This window comes from Anaerocolumna sp. AGMB13025, assembly GCF_029689925.1.
In the GTDB taxonomy this organism is placed as follows: Bacteria; Bacillota; Clostridia; order Lachnospirales; family Lachnospiraceae; genus Anaerocolumna.
Genome location: NZ_CP121445.1, coordinates 4,153,214 through 4,172,649 on the forward strand (window position 1 = coordinate 4,153,214; position 19,436 = coordinate 4,172,649).

Sequence of the window (19,436 nt, forward strand, 5' to 3'; positions counted from 1 at the left end):
CCCGCCTGGTACCTAGAAATAAAAAAGGCGCTGCAGAACATAATCCGCAGCGCCTTTGCTTTATTGTTCTAGTATAATTGGCACATTATCATTTGTCAATTAGTTCTTTTCAAAAGTTGACTTTTCTTGCAATATTAATAAAAAACACAAAAAAAACTAATGTATTTTGCATAAATACATTAGTTTTACGGCTCTAAATGGTATTTCTACTACTTAGATTAACTCTTTTATTTTATTCTCTATAACAAAAATTGCTTCCGTTGGTTCGAAACGTTCTACAACATTTCCATCACGGTCAATTAAGAATTTAGTGAAATTCCACTTGATGCTTGAATCCTTTTCATAATCCGGATCGGCTTCCGATAACATTTTCTTTAACACAGGGGTCAATTCATGTCCTTCGTCAAAACCTGCAAATCCTTTCTGGCTTTTCAGAAACTTATATAATGGATGGGCATTCTCCCCATTCACCTCAATTTTTGAAAACATAGGGAAAGTAATCCCGAATTTAGCATCACAGAAACTTAATATTTCCTCATTGCTGCCTGGAGCTTGATTACCGAACTGATTGCAGGGAAAATCTAAAATAATGAAATTCTCTTCCTTATATTTTTCATACAAATCCTGTAATTCGTCATACTGAGGTGTAAATCCACACTTAGTAGCGGAATTAATAATCAGAGCTACCTTTCCTTTATATTGATCTAATGATACCTCTTCTTCTTTGATATTTTTAACTTTAAAATCGTAAATATTCATACATTTCCTCCTATAAATAATGATAATAAAAATTTTAAACAGTGTGAATGATTTTAATAATGTTAATGACGTTAATGTTGTTAATGTTGTTAATGTTGTTAATGTTGTTAATGTTGTTAATGTTGTTAATGTTGTTAATGTTGTTAATGTTGTTAATGTTGTTAATGTTGGTTCATAATATATTCATTAATTATAGTTCATCTCATCATAGATTATATAAATCAATGAGCTATACATTGTTTTCAATTTAATTGTATTCAATTTATAAGCTTTTGTCAATACTATCCTTGACATTTTTTTAATTCTTTATTACAATTTAATTGTATAAAATATATAAAAAGAATCCATTAAAAAATATGGGGTTAATTTTACTAATTCAAAAAAGGCCGTTTACCGATTAAGTTATTAAAAAAAGCGAATAGAATACCGTAATCCCATTCATTATATTAATGTACAATTGATTAAAAGGTTACCTTATACAACCCCTAATAATTATATAACACCGGAAAGGAATTTCTATAAATGAATAATATACCCGATAAACCAATAACTGATTCAACAGCTGCTGTCTCTGGCGATGAAATGCTAAAACTGGATAATCAGCTCTGTTTTGCCTTATATGTCTGTTCCAAAGAGATTATACGTAAATATAAGCCAATTTTAGATCCTTACGGATTGACCTATACCGGCTATATCACGCTTTTAGCTCTATGGGAAGCAGATGGGGTGACGGTAAAAGATCTTGGGTCCAGACTATACTTAGATTCAGGAACATTAACTCCCCTGCTGAAAAAACTGGAGGCTCAGGGATATATAGAACGTACCCGCAGTGCAGCCGATGAACGGAATGTTGTAATTAAACTTACCGAAAGAGGCAGAGAATTAAAAATTGATGCCTACCAGATACCAAAGGACTTGATTTGTTCCACCCATCTTGAAGCGATCGATGCTTACAGCCTTTTAACAAATTTGCATCGGTTCATGGAACAGATTATCGATTCATAAATCTATAAAGAATGTTTCATATAAATATATCGTAAACCACTATTAAAGTTTTTCTAGTAATTATATCATTATCAGTATAATAATTTACACAAAAATATAACATAATCAGTATAAAGCGAGTACTTATGAAGAAATGTAATCTATGACATGCCTCTCTCAAAATTTGTTGACATTCTGCACAATAACTCCAGAGTCAGCGTAATAAATTACATTCTTTATAAGTATTTTTAATCTATATTTTTTCTCTGTCAGATTGACCTAAAATTTGAAGCTACTGTATGGTTATTGTTTAACCACCATGTTATACATGGCAACTACATCGGTACCGATATTCGCAAAATCTCCTCTTAACATTTTCAGGACAGTCTTTTCAATATTAATCTCTTCTGCGGTTCTTATACCCATTTTCCTTATAATCGGCAGTGAGGGGCACCACCCGTAAAGACCGTGATTTAATAAAAATACTCCCACCATACTGGTTACACAAAACCAGCATCTTGAACCTTTTACACCCATAAGTGTACTTAATAGAATTACGGAAGCTGCATGTACTTCCAAAACCCTTTCGGTATCCCATTCACAGTTTAGCTGTTTAATCTGCTTTGATAACTGAGCTTTGCTGCTATTTTTAGCCCTGTTTAGCTTACAGATTGTCTGGTTCCTAATCATATTATTTTGACTTGGGCAAGTTTTTAAGGGTACCCTATGGGTAGTATGCGGTATCTTTTTCATTTGTTTCTTCATAGTAACCTCCATCTGCCGCATTCACGGCAAGCAAATATTGAGTGAAAAGCACATTCTTGTACTTTTTAAGGTTTAAAATATATTCTTTTTAACCTAATCACATTCCTATCATTCGTCTGGATTAGTATGTGCCTATATTTTCATATCATTCTTATAATTATTCTTATTTTTATTCTTATTTTTATCATTCTTATCTTTAGCTGACTTGTATTCCCATACCTCTGATTTTATTTTCTGGTTGGTTATTTGCAGCAAAAATAAGACCTAATTTTAAAGGATCACAAAAGGCACTGGTTGAACTTAATTTAAAACATCAGAATAATTTTTCAGGAATTCATGAAATACCGGCTTTGGGTCAGGAGGAATATAAACAGGACCAGATTACGGAACATGCCGGTCATTTTACCAGGGCAATGCTGCATGCCCTCAATTTAAGGGTATTTCTTTTATATCCTCACACCCCGATGCAACCTGCATATACTAGTTATAAAAGTTTATTTCTGCCAGAGAATGCGAGGTTTATATGACAATTCATGTCGTTCAGCCGGGAGATACTATAAGTTCCATTGCAAATCAATACGGCGTGACACAGGATAGAATCATAACGGATAACGAACTGCCAAACCCTAATAATTTAGTTGTCGGGCAAGCTTTAGCAATATTATATACAGATGTAACCCATACTGTGGTTCAGGGAGATACCTTATATGGAATCGCAGACCAGTACGGAGTTACTCCCACCCAGATATTGCAGAATAACCCCTGGATCAGCGAAGCCGAGGGACTGGTTCCCGGTCAGTTGGTCGTAATCAGTTTTGTAAAGGATGAGAACCTTGGTAATATTACTATTAATGGATATGCTTATCCCTTTATCGACCGCACTGTTTTAAGGAAAACCCTGCCTTACCTTACTTATTTGTCTATTTTTAACTATGGTTTTACACCAGAAGGAGAACTAATAGCACCGGATGACGAAGAACTGATTCAACTTGCCCTGGATTTTAACGTTGCACCTTTAATGGTACTTGCACCAATGGACGCAAATGGTGCCTTTAGCAATGAACTTGCCCATGCTATGTTTACGAACCCCCAGGGACAAAACCAGTTAATCCAGAATATATTATCTACCCTAAAAGCTAAAAATTACAAGGGCGTAGATGTGGATTTCGAGTTTGTATTACCGGAAGATAAACAATTATTTATCGATTTTATAACCAATCTAAAAAATGCTCTAGAACCCCAAGGTTATATCGTAACTGTTGCCTTAGCTCCTAAAACTTCGGGAGATCAGGCCGGTTTATTATATTCTGCGCATGATTATCCTACTATTGGAGGAATAGCGGATCTTGTTTTGTTGATGACATATGAATGGGGGTATACATATGGGCGTGTAGGATATAGGTTGTATTTTTACTGGATTAATATACCAATCTTTTATTGTATAATGAATATTTTTTAATTAATAGACTGTTTCTTAGAATGGGAACGTTTTATAATTATGACACCAAAGACAAAATAACAATTTACAATTGGAGGAAAAGTTATGAAAAGATTAAAAGGGTTATTAATTTTTGTATTAGTTTTTATTTCAACAATTATGTTTAGCAACACAAAGAGTTTCGCAGAGGTAATACAGTACACCGATAATGTTATACCTGCAATGACAAGTAATACATTACCAAGCGGTAAAGCAAGTGCAAGTAGTATCTATAGTTCTAACGGTACTACATATCCTGCTTATTTAGCTTTCGATCATGATAGTTCAACAGTTTCAAGTGCATGGGCCTCTGCACTCAATACCCCATATGGATGGCTAGAGTATGATTTTCCAGAATATAAATGTATTGCAAAATACTCATTAGTTTCAAGGAATCCGGTTTCATCAATAAAAGAATTACCCAAAAATTGGACTTTCGAAGCATACAATGAAGAATTAAGTAAATGGATTGTATTAGATACTCAATCAAATATCACAAATTGGGCACTAGGTGAAACAAAGGAATTTACTTTTCAAAATACAACTCTTTATAAAAAATATAGAATAAATATAACTGCAAATGGAGATGGAACTCATCCTGTTATTATTGGCGAAATTCAGATGATGGAAACAGTCTCAGCTCCAATAAACCTCACTGCATCAGTTAATAATTCCGCTGTAAATTTATCTTGGGATTCTGTTACAAATTCACAATACTATAATATAAAACGTTCTACAACACCTGGCGGACCATATGACAAAATTATACCTTATGAACCAACTGTAACTGGCTCCTCTATTACATTTGTTGATAATGATGTAACTCCAGGCACAACATACTATTTTGTTGTTAGTGCTATCATATCAGGAATAGAAAGTCCTGATTCCAATGAGGTATCAGCTACCCCCACTGGAGAAAATACACCACCAGACCATACAGGTAATACCGCAACGCTTTTACTTACTATGACAAATGGTGATGATAAAGTCTACAATGTATCCCTTGCTGAATTAGATGCTTTTCTATACTGGTATGATATTAGATCAAATGGAGAAGGACGAGCTTACTATACTTTCACAAAAACTACAAATATTGCACCTTACTTAAGTGTTAAAGAATATGTGACATTCGATAAGATTTCAAGCTTTGAAGTAAAAGAATATAATCAATAAAACTTAGCCCGGACGTAATAGTCCGGGCTTTAAATTTATTCTTCGTAATAGTCCTTTACCTCAAAATTCTCAATACTATTATAATTTATATACTCTTTTCTACTTATGAAAGGTTTAACGATACTATGCTTAGTGATAGTAAAATATGCCTTTCCATTTCCATCTGACTTAGCATCATACCAATTAAGAAATGCATCTATTTCACTGGCAGATAAATCATATTCTTTATCGGTATCTAAAGTTGTAGTAATTACTAATATTGCTCTGTCTCCTGAGATCCATGTACCTTTAGGAGGTATATTAATAGATTCCATCATTTCTAATTCTCCAATTGCAGTATAATTTGCATAACCACAATTTGCAGTTATATTAATTCTATACTTTTCATATTTTTTTATATTATTAAAAGTAAATTCCTTTGTTGCATCAAATGTCCAATCTGTAATATTATTTTGAGTATCTAATACAACCCAATTGTTTATTTCTTCATCCCAAGCTTCAAATGTCCAATTTTTCGGACATTCATTTATATTTATATCGTGGTCGGCTGACGTTCTTGATGTTAATGCATATTTAGTTATACATTTTTCTGATGAAAATTTATATTCTAACCAACCTGTTGTCGTACCTTTTATAGATGCCCAACCGTTATGATAAGATATGTTAGATTGATCAAATGCTCTCCAGGCTGAATATATAAATCCATCACTATCTGTATAATAGCTACTAGTATTAACTTCTCCACTTGGCGAAGTATTACTTGTCATGGTTGGTATTACATTATCTGTATACTGTGTTTCCTCTGCATAATACTTTGTTTTTGAAACCATAATTACTGAGATAAAAACTAAAATAAAAACTAATAACCCTTTAAATCTTTTCATGATTTTCTCCTTAGTTTAAGTAATTAATTATTTTTGTTAACCAAATTATATTATAAGGGTACTAAAAAAAGCAGTCTGTTATTAAAAAAATATTCATTATACAATTAAAGGTTAGTATTATATTCCAGACTCAGACCATAACTAATATGAATCATTTTGTGCTAAAGCGTTTAATTAAGTATAAAAATGTAGAATCGACAAAAAACATGTAGAATACGCAGATAATATTGATATATTATGGAAATTATGTTAGTCTTGTCTTGCTTAAATAACTATTAAATATAAGTGATTCAATCATGATATTATAGTATCCTCTAAATTTTAAATCCGGATGGAGATACTTTAATATAGAGATAAGGAACTGTAACTTATTAACTACAGATAATGTAGAAAGGTGGTTATTTTACATGAAAAAATTATTATCGAAAATTATTGCTATCGCATTAATTTCAGTATTATTTGCAGCTCCAACAACTACTATGGCAGCTACAGCAGCATCAACACCAGTTTTGATATATTCTGATGGGGATTCTAAAATATATCAATATCAACCTACTCCATTAGCAGTAGCTGCTGGAAATGCCACAAACCTACTTGACGTCACTGGTCCAAATAGTAATGGCTTTTGGTCAGTTCCTGCAGGTAAAGAATTCCTATTCCATCTTGATTCGCCAGGTACTTTTGAAGTATTCATTTATCAAGAAGGGCTTGGTATTGTCTTTGATAGAGTAGTATCCAGTGGAGAAGGTTGCTGGATACCAGCGATGACCAAAGATGTAAAGTATGGTGTATGGGTAAGAGCTATAGATAATTTATCAATTTCAGCTTATTATGCTGATATTTATTAATTGATTTAATTATATAAAAATAAGGAAGTGTAACTAATTAACTACAGATAATGTAGAAAGGTGGTTATTTATTATGAAAAAAATCAAAAGTATGTTATCCCGAATTCTTGCTCTAGCTTTAGTTGCTGTATTTTTTACAGCTCCAACTTCAGCATTGGCTGCTACACCACAGCCAGTGTTAGTTGCTGATGAATGGTGGATTAAGGGGTATGAATATCAACCAACCCCGTTAATCGTAAAAACAGGATTCGCTGCAACATTACATAATACAACACGATCTGATAATAAGTGGTATATGCCGGCAGATAAAGAAATTAGCTTTGATATAACATTTGCATACCCCTGCTCATACAAAGTCATAATACTAAGAAATGGTGTAAATGATGTATATTATAGCAATGAATTTTATAATTCAACACATACTTATATTGAGTTGCCAGCTACGCCGACAGACGGGTATTATCAATTAGCAGTAATTGCTTTATCTGATACTATAGCGGTAAAAGAATATTTGGGGTTCTTTTACACCAATTAGAAATGTAATTTAACTATTAGCTATATTTTGTTTCTTTAACCTAAGGCTGCCGAAAGGCAGCCTTTCAGTTTTAATTACATTCGCTTAACTAAAGCCTCTCTGGTCCCTGGACCAACTATCCACCCTGTGTTTCTGCCGTCTTGATTCCACCTCTTTTGTTTCCAGTACATTAATACTGCAATTCTTAATCCATCGTCATATATCCCGTTTATCTTAAATGGTAAATACGGGCAATCAATTCCTGATTTGTTAATCTGTTCTTGTAACCACTTAATATCTTCTTTTGGCGAGTTTCTGGTTACGTTGTCTTTTGGCATTTGTGTTTTCCCCCTATATGTAACTCCAAAGTATTTACATATTCCCCTGCAGGTTGCCTCAGCATCCGCCCTCTGAAATTCCGAGTCCAGCATGGTTTTTGCTTCGGTAAGGTTATCCATAAATCCTGATTCTGTTAGTATGGCTGGCATAATGGCATTACGTAATACAGCTATGTTAATACCTGATTGCTTAATATCTGCCTTAACACCCCTGTCTTCCCTTTTATGGGCTTGTACCAGTTCTGCCTGCACCAAACTGGCAAGCTTTTTGCTATCCTCACCGGCATATTGGGATATGATTGTTTCTATTCCCCGGGCATTACCCCAGTTACCGGTTGAAGCGTTATAGTGTTTGGAAATAAAGGCATCTGCCTTAGCATTATTTGCAGCGGTATACCGGTCTTTTAACGGTACATCATCAGTTCCTGGACTAACATTGATTGTATCAAAACCACACCGTTTTAAAGCAGCGATAAGGTATTCGGCAGCCGGTTTATTAAATTCCTTTTCATGAATCACCTCGCCTTTCTTTTTACCGAACCAGGCTTCCGGTATGGCAGGAGTTCGCTTCCCTGCCGTTTCCATTCCATGTCCACTGTCAACTGCAATTAAATAACCCATACTTATTCCCCCTTCTTACCGTCTTTATCAATTAAATTTCTCATTGCCTCGTATAAACCGGTGCTGGCCAAGCCGCTGATCATACCGCCCAGGATTACAGCTGCATTAATATTTGATAAATTAGTAGCCATATTAATTCCGGTACCAACTACCAACATAATTACAGGTATGTATTTATTATTGATAAAATCTAAACTTGTCTTTATAACATACCCAATGCAAAGACAAATTCCTAAAACCACTAAATTGATGTACTGATTTAAAAATGTTAAATCCATAATTTTAAAACCTCACTTTCAAGACTATTCGTCCAAACCTCTTTTATAGTTTTCCATAACATCAAGCCGTTTATGGGCTTGCTTCGCTGATTCTTCAACCCGGATAATTCTCTCCCGGTCCTCTTTTACATCATTTTTTACATTAATCAATTCGGACTTGATTTCTGTTACACCGTTCCCGATGTTCTCCAGCTTGACAATAACTGTTGTTAGCTCACTGGCATCCTGTTTCGCATCAGCTGTCTGATTTCTTTTTAGATTTGTTATTCCAGTATATATCCCATACGCCAGGGATACACCAGAAATTAATAAAGCTACCTCTATTGTCATAGGCAATAAACTCCTTTTCAATAATAAAGCCCTATATGTTTTACCATATAAGGGCTTCTATGTAGTAATATAACTGCCTACTCTGTGTAAGCTTCTCCGGTGATCTCCTGGTATTGCTCTGGTGTAATCACTTCTTTAATAACCGCGGTTTTAACCATTTGCTTATTCCAGAGCTTACGGTCATAGTTACGTTTAATTGTTTCAAATGTCATAATAGCTTACCTCCTTACATACTTAGTAAATTTTGAAATTCTAACGCTGCTGCTATTCTCTCTTCAGCGGCAGGTTCTGGTTCAGGCACAGGTGCATTTAAAATCTCTTCTATAGTAGCTAAAGTATCCTCTATGGATAAGTCTAACTCTATACCTAAACGACTTTTTGTTGCACTTAGTAAATCTATAGAGTATAGCATAATACGGCTTTCATCTGTTTCTATAACTACGGGTTGACCTGTATTAACTACGGCATAGTTCATACCGACAATATCAGGCGTTGCTACCGCCATGTTAGGAAATATATACGTTTTTGTATTGTCATAAAGCTCCACATATTTTTTCATGTTAATCCTCCTTAAAATTTATAAGCTTCTACATTTGCAGTAACACCTAAAGTAGGATGACGACCGCCAGCAAATACAGCATAGTCGCCTATACTAAATGTACCAGCACCATACATATTAGTAATTAAGCTAGGTAAAGTATCTCTAACTAAAAAAGTATCAAAGTAGCAAGCTTCACCTGTTAAATCTATTTGGCCACTACCATATTGACCACCAGCAATAATAGCATAGTCATCTCTAGATACACTTGAAGAATATCGTAAAGGTATATTCAAAGTTGTTGTAGCTATTCTTGTTAAATTGTAATCATACGCTGCTACTTGGTTTGTTATGGCATTTGACATAATACCACCAGCGAGTAGTATATAATTCTTAAGTGTTGCCCCTATACCTTGTTTATTTCCTGGTGATGAGAAAGCGACTTGCACACGGGCATTATCATACGCTACATTAAATGGGTCTTTAGAAAATACTGCATAATTAGGTGTACTTGCCACCATTGTGTCTCGTTGCCAAATATCATTAGCAGATACATCGGGTAAAGTCTGTGTAAGGAAATTTTCTGCTACAGTATCAGCTGTACGTTGTGTTACCCCGTTATACGTACTACCGCCTATAAAAACGGTATAGGTGGTATTTCTTGCGACAGCCATTCCTCCTTTAGCTAAAGAAGTAGCCGCTATAGTTCTAATAAGCGATGGGTCATACCTAATCATACTAGCATAGTTAGAACTAGTGTCAGTCCATACACCACCATAAAAACAAGCATAACCGCCTATACTAGCTGGAGTAATACCAGATCTATATTTAGTATCATATGCAGGTGCTGCAACTTTTACTAAGGAAGCATTATAAGCATCTACACTCTTTGTAGGATATCCATTATTATCAGAACCGTTTGCAACCACAGCATAGGCGCCAGTAAAAGCTACAGAAGTACCAGCCGAAGCTACAGACAAAGGTGTAACACTTGCTACTTTTTCTGGTGCACTATTAAAAAATAGTCTAGCAACACCATTAACTCCTATATAGCCTTTCTTTACTTTACGTGCTACCCCACCAACGCCATAATATAATTTACTTACTTTTCTTGCAGCTCCTCCAACTCCAAAATAAATCCCTTTTGCCATGGTTAGAACCTCCTATTCATACACTATACACAATACATTATTTGGGAGATATGTTGGAATAGTAGTTGATGTAAGGAGATGAATACCGTCTACTGTATCGGCATTATCTGCTCCATCAGCATAACCAACTCTTACGCCATGGGTAACACCACCACCATTATAAATATCTAATCTAAATCGATTATCGCCATTAACATTATATTTAGGTGTGGCTGCATACTGAGTTCCGTGTGATCCTCCATCCTGCGCAAGAGAACCTAATTGATATGGTTGTAATCCACCAACTTTGTCAGCATTAGATGCATTACCCGCGCTGGTTGCATAATCTGCACTACCGCCATTTGCAGGTAAACTTGTAGGTAAACCTGTAATCATGGACGCGGGATGGCTAGTAGGATGAGTATAGACCGTATCAGTAAATTTTGCATTTGCTGGTACATCCGATTCTACGGTATGGTTATTTACTTTTGGTGGATTACTGGCTGACTGAAAAGCCTGGTCTGCTTTTTGGCTAACTGCATCTAGTTCCGGCTTAGTCACATATACCAGTGATTCATCGATTGATGCGGTCACTGTGGCAGCATCACCTATCATAGCTGTTATACTTACAACCTTTTCAATGATTTCGGAAGTTTGCGGTGGTATGTATTCTGCCAGGGTACCGGCATTTCCATAGCAGTAAAGTATCTCCCCGATATCCGGATCCTGAGCGAATAAACCAATCTCACGCCAATAAAAACCGGTGCTGATATCTTGATTACTGAATATACCTTTTATGGTTGCATAATTAGGCTTTCTTTTTATCTCATTTATAGGCAGTATTACTTTGGGATCTATTAACGCGGTAAGCGTTATTTGACTTTGCCCGCCTAATGAACCGGATCCCATAGCTAACTTAGTAAAATTCAAGGTCGTTCCTGCTTGTGCTTTCGCTTGAAGGGCGCGCCCCTTTTCTGTAAACAATATTGTACTAAAACTCAATCCTTATCCCTCCTGTCTTAATGTAATATAATCGCCAGTTTGTAACGAAAATCCGTAATAAATATTCATGGAAGCACTCAAAGCAATTTCTACTGAATCTAAGATAGCAGTTTTCCGCTTTATCATGCTTATAACATCACCAAACTTCTGAAGGGAATCGCCTGTTATATTTGGATTATCTGTCACGATTTTAAAATGATGTGGTTCCCCACCATATTCATGCCATTCACTGACTTCTCCACCGAATACCGCAGATACTAATTCATTTACCGCTGCAACTGTCCCAGCCTTCTGGTACCAGATTAATGTATTCGCTATTAAGTTCCTCTTCACGTCCACACTAAGATCCGTTGAATAATACTGCGTGCGAAGTTCTGCTGCCAGGTAATCCAGTAAAGTTTCATCCACTTCCGGCAGGTTCGACCATATTTCAAGGCTTTTGCATCTATCCAGTATCTTTTTTACCTGCTTATCTACTGCATAGCAAACTGCTTTCACATGGTTATCCTTTTTCAAATAGTCCGGAAGTATGCTGACCAGTTCGCTTTCATAAAGACTAATCATCCTCAATCCCTCCGTAAGTGATGTTCACAGTACCTTCAATTGCGATAGAAGTATCATCAACAGTTGCAAATACCGGTGAAGTAAGTTCCATGCGCTTTACACCGGCTTTCATGAGCAAATACTGCAAATGGAACGGGTTAATATCCCTTCCTATCTTTTCTTTCTGCCATTTTACATACTCACTCACTGCGGCTTCTACTGCACTTTGAATCACTGTTACATTATTTTTATCACTGCTGTTTATGTAATAGGTACCGGCTATATCATAACCAATCACAGTAGGAGCTGTTACCATGACTTTTTCCGTGAGTGGCTTTTTGTTGCCGTCATTTATGTAATCTTCAATTGATTGCAATAATTTGGCATCTGGAATTGCTCCATCTTTTAGCAGGATGATTACTTGTACTGTATCATCCGATGGAGTGATTACCTTTACATCTGATATCAAAGCACTGTATTGCCTTGCCCAAAATACATATGCATCCTCCGGTCCTGCTGTGGAGTAAGAGCTGGGGGCTAAGAATATTTTCTGCCGGAAATCATCATCTGACATGATATCTTCCCCACCAGCGGATACCGATGTATTCATGACAGTTTCCACATAAGGAATCGGCTCTACCAAAACATTTAACTGTCCGATGGTATAACCATTTCCCACCGTACCGGTTGCCTGACACACCGCGCTTACGGTTACATCTGACATGCCTGGCGGGATTTCTGCATACTCTTCTGTTTCAAAGTAAACTCCATCACCAGCTGTTACCTGCGTGCCTTTTGGTATTGCAACTGTACTAGTCTGAAGGTCACTTAAGGTAAATTTAATCTGGCAAACTGCTGCCTTTTCCTCATTAATTTCTACTCCCCGGGTTGCCCCTAAATGAAGGAGATAATCACCGGAGGCATACCTTAATAAATTCATCTTCCCTGTCTTTTCAATATACTGATATGCCTGATAGATTTTCAAAGATGCCGCATTCATCAGGATCCGTAACTTGTCCAGTTCCCCCAGGGGTTCGTATTCTCCGGTCAGCTCGTAATACCGGTTCGTAAAATCGTTTATCATTTCATCCAATACGGTATCTGCGGTTATGCCATCGATAAAACTGATATCCGGTAGGCTGTTCAGTTTCTCAACATCACTCGCCACGACTTATCACCACCTTTACTGTAATTTTCCCATCGTCATCTTGATTAAACAGGATGTCTGTCACTTTCAAGCCAAAATAAAGTCTGGTCTTTTTGATGATCTCAACTGCAAACATATTCTTTGCTACCTCAGTCGACATGCTTAAAAACTCCATGTCAATTCCCTTTTCCCGTTCCATTGGAATGGATCCGACCGGAGTTTGGTAAAGAATTTTCAAATCATTGATTTCTGCTTCGGATATGTCCTCCGATGCTTCGATTTCTTCTACTTCATACATGGATACCTCCTATTATCTCCTATTTATTTTTACTTGGATTAATCCAAGATCCGGGGGAGCCTTTGACCTTTGTAACATTTACCATGCCGTTTGCCAGATTAAAAATGTAATAAGTTCCCGGATACACTTTTCCGGTCCGGTTCGTGGCTTGCAGGTTTTTCGCCTCCATGGAGGTGTAATATCCGGTCAATAACGCGACTACTTTATAGGATCCACCCACTACCAGGCTACTCACGGTTGCTTTAGGGGTAGCTAAATAGGTTTTCGTTTTCGTGGTCTTTGATGCTTCTTTCTTTTTGGGGTTATCTGTTACATATTCCGATAGCGTAATAGACAGGTTTGCCGTAAGCAGTTCGCCTTTGTTTAAAAAGTCTTTCCAGTCTTCGGATATGCTTTCTATCTTCCACTCATATTTCCCCACCTGCTGCCCGCCAATCACTAGCATGTCGTGATGCCCGCTGTCTACGAGCTTCCCCCAGCGTTCGATTTCTTCCCTTGGTTTTACACCAAGGCTTGCATCCAGGAATATATCTAAGGTAATCGTTTCAAGGCCGGTACCGGTAAACTCTGATAACGGTTTGTTATTATACCTGGTATGCTCTTTCCATTCCGCTGATCTGGTATGTTTAAAATTATTGAAGGAATACGCCTTTTTTCTGCTTACGGTAAAATAGACTTTTCCAAAATGCCCAACGCTCATGTGCCACCTTCTTGTCTAAATTCCCCCTGTACTATGATGTGTTCTGCTTTTATGGTAAGGGTTTTGGTACTCTTATCGTATTCGGCAAATGCGTCAACATCATAGTCCTTACGGATAATATTCTTATTACCCTTTTTTGGGGGATTGTTTATGTTAAATGGCTTACCCAGAACAAAGCCCTGGGTATTATCCAAAAATACAGCCAATACCATATCTCCTATGGCTGGCGGAGCATATTCAAAACTTAATAGCGGCAGATCAAAGGAAACCGAATCATCTCTATCTTCCTGTACAATTTTGACGGTACCTTCTGCATAATTTACACTTGTTACGGTACCGATCCGGATTAAATCATTCATTTTTATCAACTCACAATCTCAATTTATTTACTTTTTACCTGGTGCATCTGTAGATTCACGGTGTAGCCGCCGGTTAGTGTATGTACTGCTTTGTCAATGTAATATTTCCCATTGAACTTTCCGAAGCCGGTAATGTGAAAGCAGGTACCGGCTAGATAGTTCACATCACCCTTTAAGTTCAGGTTTATTGTGCGTGCATCTTTATTACTTTTTCTTAGTCTGGCTTTTGCTTTGATTTCTGCATCAGCCAGGCTGTCTGCTTTTTCATTTATCTTTAAGATACGGTTGCCCTTGGTTTCCATGTATTTATAGGTAAATGTTTTATTGCTTTTGGCAACCTTGTATTTTATGGTGACACCATTGTATTTACCGACCAAGGTACCGTTTAAGTTGTAGGTTTCACAGTTTGTTTTATCTATGGTTCCGATTGCGGCTTTCTTTTCATAGCTCTCTTCGTGAAAGATTACTAACCTGGAATTGTATATTTTCTTTGCAAGACCGTAGCTTTCACATAACCGAAATAAAAAAGAAATATCCGTTTCGTTGGACTGTTCCAGCTTATCGATTTTATACGCTTCTGCGTCATAATAGAGTGTGATACCTGCTGTTTTGGCAATTGTGGAAGCAATGCCTTTTAACGTGGTTTTACTCCATGTTTTACTTTTGGTCGTAGATGCAACGTCACTATCTATTGGACAGGAAATGGCATTTAGGTTAAAGGTATCCGGAGGACCTTGGAGAGTAAAGTCATCGATTAAGAATTTCCCGCATTTTAGCTGCCTGTTGTCCCCTGGGGAGTTCCAGTCTATAATTTGTATGGTCGATTCAATGTAATCCCCTTCGGCTGGGAACCAAGCGTTAATCCATTTATGTTTCGTTTCAGACAAAACAATAGCGAGTGTATCCATTTCTCCACTCGCTACGTCTGTATATGTAAAACTTTCCAGTTGATTAGTAATTGCAGTTGTAACATTTTTACCATTGTAAGATAGTGACAGTGATGTTCTCCTTGGGCTGTTCATTATTTCCTCCAATCCGGTAGTTCATCGGTTTCTTCCTCGGTAAGTTCTGGTACCATAATTTCTATTCCGGCACTAAAGATAAAGGTGTCCAGAAGATTATAGTTACTCTGCATCAATAATCCGATATGCTTTGATGTGCCGTAAACCTTATAAGAGATTAAGTCCCAGGTATCTCCTTGAACGGTAGTATATATACTCATCGTTTACCTCCCATGCTGACTCTTCCTTTACCCTTTTCATATTGTTCCATCATATAATTAAAATGTTCCTGTGACATTGTAACTGCCTGCTTGACCTTTTCAGCATCAGCACCTTTATCTACTTTAATATTGTATTCAATATTAAATGTAGGAGCATTGGTAACGCTGCTGTTCGATGACGTACTATTTACCAACTGCTGATACGATTCCGGAATCGAAATTCCTCTGTTCTTATACTCATTGCTTAGGTCAAACATGCCAAGGATTTGACCTGCTGTATACCATAACTTTATCGCATTCTCAGACCCGTCTAATGGTATAGCTGCTTCTGGACCCTCTTCTGCAAATGTCGTTAATATAGGATGTGTCACAATGGATCCTTTTGCATTACTTTTAACGTCCCCCAGTTTCCATGAAGGTAATTTAGACTTGGACTGCATCGTATCAAGTATACCTGATAATTTATTGTTCGTGGTTACCTCAGGCGTTATGTTTATTGGCAAAGTCACACTAAGCGGTTTTGATAATAGCTCTCTTAAAGAATCTTTGATATGGTTTCCTGCATCTGTCCCATATTTTTCAAACTCCGGGTAGTTTTCTTTTAATGACCAGTTCATCGAATCAGACATGTTATCCCAGTAGGTTTGTGTCTGCGTTTTCAATCCTTCTGATTCCGCGAAGGAATTTCCTATTGCTGATTTTACCTGATCTAAGTTTCCCGTCAGGGCACCGATGAAAGAACTATTTTTTATAGCTGTATCTAGTTCATCCGGTATCAAGCCATTACTAGATGAATACTCTGCTGCTAAATCTTTTAACTGTGTCTGTGCCGATTCAAGAGAAGAAAATAACTGCTTAATAGCGAGCTTGTCATCCTCATCAAGAATATTTCCTGCGTCTTTCGCAAGGCCTGAATAAAAGTCTGCCAGGTCTTTTCCATATAACCCTTTTAAATTTCCTTTGTTTTCTTCTATCAAACTATCTAGGTCGGGTAATGCAGACCCAAATATGTCCGAATATGCCTTTGTTATCGTACTGTACTGAAAGTTAAAGGATTTCCCGACCAGCTCTCCGACTTGGTCACGATATTTTTCTTTTGCCATACTGACAGCATTATCATATTCATCCTTGGTAAGATCCCCCTGGTTAAAGGCTGCTGAAAATGATTGCAGTGTATCTGATAAAGCCTCAATATACCCTTTTTTTGTTTCCTCAACTTGTTCATTTAATTCAGTTTGAAGATTCTGAAAACTTTCGGGGGTTAGATTTGTACCATAATCAGTTTCCAGTGCAGTCATTTTGGCGTCCAGCTTCGCATCTGCCATCTGTTCTTTAATCTCAGCCATCTGCTGCATATAATCCGATATTACTTTGGATTCATCGATACTTAATAGCCCGTCCGAGAATGCCTCATTGACTGCTTTCTGGAGGTCTTCTCCCAGGCTTTGGACTGTTTTATAATTGGTATTATAAAATGCATCCATTTTGGTTCGGATACCGTCGCCTGCTTTACTTCCATCCAGAAACAGATCCATATTAATGTCTAATTTATATCGATCTTCCAGTAATAAATTTTGTGTATCGCTGATAAAATCAGTGATATCCCTTTTGTACAGTCCCTGCTCTTCCTCGGATAAAGCCAGCCCTATATTCACTTTCCAGTTAAATTTCTTTAGTTCTTTCATGGAATCATCAATCGTATCCTTCAATGAATCTAAGGTATCTGACATTTCTAATGATTCCGATAATTTCCCAAGATTATTACTTTTTATGATGTCGGATGCTGCAGTATCAATATCTTCAAGGGACAGCGTTATATCACCGAATCTTTGATCCAGGTTTGCTTCTTTTAACTCATTTTTTGCACTGGAAATACTGGTTGCAAGAAATGCGATTGATCCGGCTGTCGCACCAATAGCGAGTGCCCATGGATTTGTTATGATACCTTTTAAAAGCTTTAATGGGCTGCCTGCATGATCAAGATTTTTTACTATCTCGCCAATATTTTTTCCTAATTTATAGGTAACAAGATAGGTTCCGGTGGATTTAAGAAAGTTTGGTATCAAATCCGGATTATCCTCCAATAAGTGAATGACTGGTTTTAACCCAGATAAAAATTCCTTACTACCTTTAGCAAAGGATTTCAGTCCGTACACTGCATCCGGAAGGTACTCCTGAAACGTATCGGTGATGCCTTCCACCGCTTTATTAATCTCTGGTGCGCTCTCTTCCACAAAGTTTCCAAACATCTTCGCCAAATTCCCGGTTGTCTCAGAAGCCATTGTAGAAAGCGGCAACAACGTATCACCTATTTTAATCTGCATTGCCTTAATCTTATTATCTCTTAATACATCAACATTGGCAGCCGTAGAGGAAGCAGAGATGTATTCCTGTTCCATGCTGCCGGCATACAGGGCAGAGTCACCGACTTTCTTAAATTGTTCTTTCAGATTATCCAGATTCGCTACTAACGGAGCAATGGAAGCCAGTGATTCACTTCCGAATAAATTCTTCATGATAGCGGTCTGTTTATCTTTATCCAGTTTATTGATTCTCTCTAAAACATCAAGGATCGTTCCCTGGGAATCCGTCTGCATTGCTTTTGAAACTTTACCGGCTTCCAAGCCCAGTTCTTTAAATGTTTCAGCTTGCTTTTTCGTTGCGCTTTCACCAGAGACTAAAGCCAGTGAAAAGTTCTTTATACCGGTGGCTGCTACCTCAGGAGCGACTTTCGTCATGGATGCTGACAGTGCTGCTACGCTTGCGGCGGAGATACCGGCTGTATTGGCCAGTGCACCAACTCTGGTAACCACATCACTTATTTTAAGAGCATTTTCTGATGTTGTATTGCCTAAATAGTTTATTTGGTCAGCTAGGGTAACTACACCGCTCTGATCGAGCTTTAGTGCGGTTCTCCAGGCTGCCATCCAGTCCCCTGCCTGTTCTGCCGTGGCATCAAAGGCAACACCCATTTTGGTAGCATCTTCAGCAAATTCGGCAAGCTCATTTTTTGCGATATTGGATTGCCCTGCCGCTTCCATGATCGCTGCGATATCTTCCGCTGTCTTTGGCAGGTTCTCACTCATGTCCAGGATGGAATCTTTCATTTCATAATAGGATTTCGTTACCTTGCCATTTGCGTCCTTAAGACCGTCCACGACCTTTGCAACGCCAGCCATGGAAGACTGCATTTCCTTGGAAGCTTCCGTTGTTTCGTCAAAGAAATCTTTAATCTTAATAGATGTAAAAGCAGTAGCTGCAATACCCGCTACTGCTTTCATTGTTGATCCTACAGAATCTAGTTTTCTATTAATTTCACTGACGCTTTTACTAAGGGAGTTATCTACCTTTCCACCGATAGCTATTTGGAGTTCATATTCAGTTCTTTTTGCCAACTGTTTTTACCTCCTCCATGATTTCAATTAATTGTTCGATGGGCAGCTTTCGTAAAAATTCCAGGCTTACATTTAACCTGGACATGGCCAGTCTGGTACAGGCCTTACTTAACAATTTACCAGTACCATAA

24 protein-coding genes are annotated in these 19,436 nt (G+C 37.3%); 5 read left to right on the forward strand and 19 right to left on the reverse strand.

Annotated elements, in window-relative coordinates:
- Positions 1 to 213 precede the first annotated feature (213 nt).
- Positions 214 to 759, reverse strand: a complete 546-nt coding sequence (locus QA584_RS17170) for a glutathione peroxidase (protein ID WP_278270314.1) — start codon at positions 757 to 759, stop codon at positions 214 to 216.
- Positions 760 to 1,281: 522 nt separating this feature from the next.
- Here QA584_RS17170 and QA584_RS17175 point away from each other — a divergent pair.
- Positions 1,282 to 1,764 carry a MarR family winged helix-turn-helix transcriptional regulator gene (locus tag QA584_RS17175; protein ID WP_278270315.1) on the forward strand — a complete coding sequence of 161 codons (483 nt, stop codon included), beginning with the start codon at positions 1,282 to 1,284 and terminating at the stop codon, positions 1,762 to 1,764.
- A 282-nt stretch (positions 1,765 to 2,046) separates the two neighbouring features.
- Here QA584_RS17175 and QA584_RS17180 read toward each other — a convergent pair whose 3' ends face one another.
- A complete protein-coding gene (locus tag QA584_RS17180) occupies positions 2,047 to 2,508 on the reverse strand; it encodes a YgaP family membrane protein (protein ID WP_278270316.1) in 462 nt (153 codons plus the stop codon).
- Positions 2,509 to 3,031: 523 nt separating this feature from the next.
- Between QA584_RS17180 and QA584_RS17185 the strand changes: the two genes are divergently transcribed.
- Together QA584_RS17185 and QA584_RS17190 are read left to right on the forward strand one after the other, a co-directional pair.
- A complete protein-coding gene (locus QA584_RS17185; RefSeq protein WP_278270317.1) occupies positions 3,032 to 3,967 on the forward strand; it encodes a LysM peptidoglycan-binding domain-containing protein in 936 nt (311 codons plus the stop codon).
- A gap of 84 nt (positions 3,968 to 4,051) precedes the next feature.
- Positions 4,052 to 5,158 (forward strand): discoidin domain-containing protein, encoded by a 1,107-nt coding sequence (locus QA584_RS17190; protein ID WP_278270318.1) that lies wholly within the window; start codon positions 4,052 to 4,054, stop codon positions 5,156 to 5,158.
- 35 nt (positions 5,159 to 5,193) lie between these two features.
- On the opposite strand, the gene QA584_RS17195 is transcribed toward QA584_RS17190, so the two are convergent.
- A complete protein-coding gene (locus tag QA584_RS17195; protein ID WP_278270319.1) occupies positions 5,194 to 6,042 on the reverse strand; it encodes a hypothetical protein in 849 nt (282 codons plus the stop codon).
- 407 nt (positions 6,043 to 6,449) lie between these two features.
- Here QA584_RS17195 and QA584_RS17200 point away from each other — a divergent pair, with 407 nt between their 5' ends.
- Together QA584_RS17200 and QA584_RS17205 are read left to right on the forward strand one after the other, a co-directional pair.
- Positions 6,450 to 6,890, forward strand: a complete 441-nt coding sequence (locus tag QA584_RS17200) for a hypothetical protein (protein WP_278270320.1) — start codon at positions 6,450 to 6,452, stop codon at positions 6,888 to 6,890.
- A gap of 73 nt (positions 6,891 to 6,963) precedes the next feature.
- Complete coding sequence (locus QA584_RS17205; protein WP_278270321.1) at positions 6,964 to 7,425, forward strand: hypothetical protein; 462 nt, start codon at positions 6,964 to 6,966, stop codon at positions 7,423 to 7,425.
- Positions 7,426 to 7,499: 74 nt separating this feature from the next.
- Here QA584_RS17205 and QA584_RS17210 read toward each other — a convergent pair whose 3' ends face one another.
- The 16 genes from QA584_RS17210 to QA584_RS17285 form a co-directional block, all read right to left on the reverse strand.
- Entirely contained in the window at positions 7,500 to 8,363 is an 864-nt protein-coding gene (locus tag QA584_RS17210; RefSeq protein ID WP_278270322.1) for an N-acetylmuramoyl-L-alanine amidase, read from the reverse strand.
- Between the two features lie 2 nt (positions 8,364 to 8,365).
- Complete coding sequence (locus tag QA584_RS17215; protein WP_278270323.1) at positions 8,366 to 8,641, reverse strand: phage holin family protein; 276 nt, start codon at positions 8,639 to 8,641, stop codon at positions 8,366 to 8,368.
- 24 nt (positions 8,642 to 8,665) lie between these two features.
- A complete protein-coding gene (locus tag QA584_RS17220) occupies positions 8,666 to 8,971 on the reverse strand; it encodes a hypothetical protein (protein ID WP_278270324.1) in 306 nt (101 codons plus the stop codon).
- A 77-nt stretch (positions 8,972 to 9,048) separates the two neighbouring features.
- Positions 9,049 to 9,183, reverse strand: coding sequence for an XkdX family protein (locus QA584_RS17225; protein ID WP_278270325.1), 135 nt, complete (start codon positions 9,181 to 9,183; stop codon positions 9,049 to 9,051).
- 14 nt (positions 9,184 to 9,197) lie between these two features.
- Positions 9,198 to 9,530, reverse strand: a complete 333-nt coding sequence (locus QA584_RS17230; RefSeq protein WP_278270326.1) for a hypothetical protein — start codon at positions 9,528 to 9,530, stop codon at positions 9,198 to 9,200.
- An 11-nt stretch (positions 9,531 to 9,541) separates the two neighbouring features.
- Positions 9,542 to 10,660 carry a hypothetical protein gene (locus tag QA584_RS17235; protein ID WP_278270327.1) on the reverse strand — a complete coding sequence of 373 codons (1,119 nt, stop codon included), beginning with the start codon at positions 10,658 to 10,660 and terminating at the stop codon, positions 9,542 to 9,544.
- Between the two features lie 12 nt (positions 10,661 to 10,672).
- On the reverse strand, positions 10,673 to 11,641 hold the full coding sequence (locus QA584_RS17240) for a phage tail-collar fiber domain-containing protein (protein ID WP_278270328.1): 969 nt from the start codon (positions 11,639 to 11,641) through the stop codon (positions 10,673 to 10,675).
- A gap of 3 nt (positions 11,642 to 11,644) precedes the next feature.
- Positions 11,645 to 12,205, reverse strand: coding sequence for a phage tail protein (locus tag QA584_RS17245; RefSeq protein ID WP_278270329.1), 561 nt, complete (start codon positions 12,203 to 12,205; stop codon positions 11,645 to 11,647).
- On the reverse strand, positions 12,198 to 13,352 hold the full coding sequence (locus QA584_RS17250) for a baseplate assembly protein (protein WP_278270330.1): 1,155 nt from the start codon (positions 13,350 to 13,352) through the stop codon (positions 12,198 to 12,200). The genes QA584_RS17245 and QA584_RS17250 overlap by 8 nt, the downstream gene beginning before the upstream one ends.
- A complete protein-coding gene (locus QA584_RS17255) occupies positions 13,342 to 13,629 on the reverse strand; it encodes a hypothetical protein (RefSeq protein WP_278270331.1) in 288 nt (95 codons plus the stop codon). The genes QA584_RS17250 and QA584_RS17255 overlap by 11 nt, the downstream gene beginning before the upstream one ends.
- A 19-nt stretch (positions 13,630 to 13,648) precedes the next feature.
- A complete protein-coding gene (locus QA584_RS17260; RefSeq protein ID WP_278270332.1) occupies positions 13,649 to 14,329 on the reverse strand; it encodes a phage tail protein in 681 nt (226 codons plus the stop codon).
- Positions 14,326 to 14,688, reverse strand: coding sequence for a hypothetical protein (locus tag QA584_RS17265; RefSeq protein ID WP_278270333.1), 363 nt, complete (start codon positions 14,686 to 14,688; stop codon positions 14,326 to 14,328). Before QA584_RS17265 ends, QA584_RS17260 begins: the two co-directional genes overlap by 4 nt.
- A gap of 23 nt (positions 14,689 to 14,711) precedes the next feature.
- Positions 14,712 to 15,710 (reverse strand): phage late control D family protein, encoded by a 999-nt coding sequence (locus QA584_RS17270; protein ID WP_278270334.1) that lies wholly within the window; start codon positions 15,708 to 15,710, stop codon positions 14,712 to 14,714.
- Positions 15,710 to 15,910, reverse strand: a complete 201-nt coding sequence (locus tag QA584_RS17275) for a tail protein X (RefSeq protein WP_278270335.1) — start codon at positions 15,908 to 15,910, stop codon at positions 15,710 to 15,712. The genes QA584_RS17270 and QA584_RS17275 overlap by 1 nt, the downstream gene beginning before the upstream one ends.
- Positions 15,907 to 19,305 (reverse strand): phage tail tape measure protein, encoded by a 3,399-nt coding sequence (locus QA584_RS17280; protein WP_278270336.1) that lies wholly within the window; start codon positions 19,303 to 19,305, stop codon positions 15,907 to 15,909. The genes QA584_RS17275 and QA584_RS17280 overlap by 4 nt, the downstream gene beginning before the upstream one ends.
- The gene (locus QA584_RS17285; RefSeq protein WP_278270337.1) at positions 19,289 to 19,420 is read right to left on the reverse strand and encodes a hypothetical protein; all 132 of its coding nucleotides are present in this window, start codon (positions 19,418 to 19,420) and stop codon (positions 19,289 to 19,291) included. Before QA584_RS17285 ends, QA584_RS17280 begins: the two co-directional genes overlap by 17 nt.
- Positions 19,421 to 19,436 lie beyond the last annotated feature (16 nt).

Excerpts from the sequence above, each read along its gene's own strand:
- QA584_RS17170 (WP_278270314.1), bottom strand. The coding sequence starts at position 759 with ATGAATATTTACGATTTTAAAGTTAAAAATATCAAAGAAGAAGAGGTA.
- QA584_RS17175 (WP_278270315.1), top strand. The coding sequence starts at position 1,282 with ATGAATAATATACCCGATAAACCAATAACTGATTCAACAGCTGCTGTC.
- QA584_RS17180 (WP_278270316.1), bottom strand. The coding sequence starts at position 2,508 with ATGAAGAAACAAATGAAAAAGATACCGCATACTACCCATAGGGTACCC.
- QA584_RS17185 (WP_278270317.1), top strand. The coding sequence starts at position 3,032 with ATGACAATTCATGTCGTTCAGCCGGGAGATACTATAAGTTCCATTGCA.
- QA584_RS17190 (WP_278270318.1), top strand. The coding sequence starts at position 4,052 with ATGAAAAGATTAAAAGGGTTATTAATTTTTGTATTAGTTTTTATTTCA.
- QA584_RS17195 (WP_278270319.1), bottom strand. The coding sequence starts at position 6,042 with ATGAAAAGATTTAAAGGGTTATTAGTTTTTATTTTAGTTTTTATCTCA.
- QA584_RS17200 (WP_278270320.1), top strand. The coding sequence starts at position 6,450 with ATGAAAAAATTATTATCGAAAATTATTGCTATCGCATTAATTTCAGTA.
- QA584_RS17205 (WP_278270321.1), top strand. The coding sequence starts at position 6,964 with ATGAAAAAAATCAAAAGTATGTTATCCCGAATTCTTGCTCTAGCTTTA.
- QA584_RS17210 (WP_278270322.1), bottom strand. The coding sequence starts at position 8,363 with ATGGGTTATTTAATTGCAGTTGACAGTGGACATGGAATGGAAACGGCA.
- QA584_RS17215 (WP_278270323.1), bottom strand. The coding sequence starts at position 8,641 with ATGGATTTAACATTTTTAAATCAGTACATCAATTTAGTGGTTTTAGGA.
- QA584_RS17220 (WP_278270324.1), bottom strand. The coding sequence starts at position 8,971 with ATGACAATAGAGGTAGCTTTATTAATTTCTGGTGTATCCCTGGCGTAT.
- QA584_RS17225 (WP_278270325.1), bottom strand. The coding sequence starts at position 9,183 with ATGACATTTGAAACAATTAAACGTAACTATGACCGTAAGCTCTGGAAT.
- QA584_RS17230 (WP_278270326.1), bottom strand. The coding sequence starts at position 9,530 with ATGAAAAAATATGTGGAGCTTTATGACAATACAAAAACGTATATATTT.
- QA584_RS17235 (WP_278270327.1), bottom strand. The coding sequence starts at position 10,660 with ATGGCAAAAGGGATTTATTTTGGAGTTGGAGGAGCTGCAAGAAAAGTA.
- QA584_RS17245 (WP_278270329.1), bottom strand. The coding sequence starts at position 12,205 with ATGATTAGTCTTTATGAAAGCGAACTGGTCAGCATACTTCCGGACTAT.
- QA584_RS17255 (WP_278270331.1), bottom strand. The coding sequence starts at position 13,629 with ATGTATGAAGTAGAAGAAATCGAAGCATCGGAGGACATATCCGAAGCA.
- QA584_RS17260 (WP_278270332.1), bottom strand. The coding sequence starts at position 14,329 with ATGAGCGTTGGGCATTTTGGAAAAGTCTATTTTACCGTAAGCAGAAAA.
- QA584_RS17265 (WP_278270333.1), bottom strand. The coding sequence starts at position 14,688 with ATGAATGATTTAATCCGGATCGGTACCGTAACAAGTGTAAATTATGCA.
- QA584_RS17270 (WP_278270334.1), bottom strand. The coding sequence starts at position 15,710 with ATGAACAGCCCAAGGAGAACATCACTGTCACTATCTTACAATGGTAAA.
- QA584_RS17275 (WP_278270335.1), bottom strand. The coding sequence starts at position 15,910 with ATGAGTATATATACTACCGTTCAAGGAGATACCTGGGACTTAATCTCT.